Source organism: Coprococcus sp. RTP21428st1_C9_RTP21428_210409, assembly GCF_040227395.1.
GTDB classification, from domain to species: Bacteria; Bacillota; Clostridia; order Lachnospirales; family Lachnospiraceae; genus Coprococcus; species Coprococcus aceti.
Genome location: NZ_JBEHVV010000138.1, coordinates 1 through 1,744 on the forward strand (window position 1 = coordinate 1; position 1,744 = coordinate 1,744).

Here is a 1,744-nt window from a genome sequence, read left to right on the forward strand (position 1 = left end):
GAGCGGAGGCGAGGGGGCGATACCCGAAAAAGGGCGAAGTGAGATAGTCTGCATATGGGATGGCTTGCAGGAGTTTCGAAAGATAGATCAGGTGCGGAAGAATAAGAGAACAAAAAGGAGGCTGACGACATGTACGTCGAGATGAAAAATATATATAAGAAATATGGAGATTTCCTGGCGTCCAACAATGTCAGCTTTGGTGTGGAGAAGGGCAAGCTGGTGGCGCTTCTGGGACCGTCGGGAAGCGGAAAAACGACACTTCTCCGAATGATAGCCGGACTTGAAAATCCAAATTCCGGTGACATATACATAGACGGCAGGCGTGTAAATGATATACCAGCTGCGAAGAGAGGAATAGGATTTGTATTCCAGAATTATGCACTGTTCCGTTACATGACGGTATTTGACAATGTGGCATTCGGATTGGAACTCATGAAGGTTCCAAAGAAGGAGATCAAGAAGAGAGTTATGGAGCTTCTGGAGCTTACAGGGCTGTCGGGTATGGAGAAGAGATATCCGAATCAGCTCTCAGGCGGACAACGGCAGAGAGTGGCATTTGCCAGGGCGCTGGCACCGAATCCACAGGTGTTGCTGCTGGATGAGCCATTTGCCGCGATAGATGCAAAGGTCAGGACGGAGCTTAGAACCTGGCTCAAGGAGATGGTTGAAAAGCTTGGCATAACGAGTATATTTGTCACTCACGACCAGGACGAGGCGGTGGAGGTTGCGGATGAGATCATCATCACCAACCACGGACAGATAGAGCAGATGGGATCGCCGATGGAGATATACAAGACGCCGTCCACACCGTTTGTGGCACAGTTCATCGGAAGGTCAACTGTTGTGGAGGACTACGAGAAACTCAAGGGTTTTGACAGGGTGCCGGGAGCGGACAGGGCGGTCATCAGACCTGAGTTTGTAAAGATATCCAAGAGCGGCAGGCTGGATCAGTACCAGAGTGCGGCGGAGTCGGGGATAGTCAAGGATGTGCTGTTCCGCGGAAGCCATCTGGACGTCACGGTGGATGTCAACGGAGTGGAGATCGTCGCCGAGAGATCCATGGAGAAGGATGTCGTAAAGCCGGGGGAGCAGGTCCACGTTCTCATCTACAGGCTGTATGTATTTGATGAGAATCAGACATATCTGCTGGAGAACAAGGCAATGCAGGATAACGATGTATTCTACATCTAATTATAAAAGTGATTGGAGAGAAAATATGGGTATTGCAAACAGGAAAATACTTCATACGGACATTTTGATAATCGGTGGTGGTACGGCTGGCTGCTATGCAGCGCTGACCGTCAGAGAACATTCTGATTATTCCATCATCATCGCCGAGAAGGCGAACATAAAGAGAAGTGGATGTCTGGCGGCGGGGGTGAACGCCATCAACGCATACATAGTGAAGGGCAGAAAGCCTGAGGACTATGTGGATTACTGTAGGACTGATGCTGACGGGATCGTGAGAGAAGATCTTCTGCTTTCGATGTCACAGGGGCTGAACCGTGTCACAGACAAGATGGAGAAGCTGGGACTGGTCATCCTCAAGGACGAGAACGGTGAGTATGTTGCAAGAGGCAACAGAAATATCAAGATAAATGGCGAGAACATGAAGCCGCTGCTGGCAAAGGCGGTGGAGGAGCTTGACAACTGCCAGATACTGAACAGAGTCAACATCACGGATTATATAGTTGAAAACAATCAGATCCTCGGAGCATTTGGATTCTCCATAGAGGATAACACA

General features: G+C 49.4%; 2 protein-coding genes. Both read left to right on the forward strand.

The features are described from left to right. Nucleotides 1-129: 129 nt before the first annotated feature. Entirely contained in the window at nucleotides 130-1,191 is a 1,062-nt protein-coding gene (locus ABUA34_RS14220; RefSeq protein ID WP_004851740.1) for an ABC transporter ATP-binding protein, read from the forward strand. 25 nt (nucleotides 1,192-1,216) lie between these two features. After that, nucleotides 1,217-1,744 (forward strand): FAD-binding protein (locus tag ABUA34_RS14225; RefSeq protein ID WP_349823536.1); only part of this gene is annotated, 528 nt, incomplete at its 3' end.

Bases quoted from the DNA above. Each gene is read 5' to 3' on its own strand.
- ABUA34_RS14220 (WP_004851740.1), top strand. From the start codon at position 130: ATGTACGTCGAGATGAAAAATATATATAAGAAATATGGAGATTTCCTG.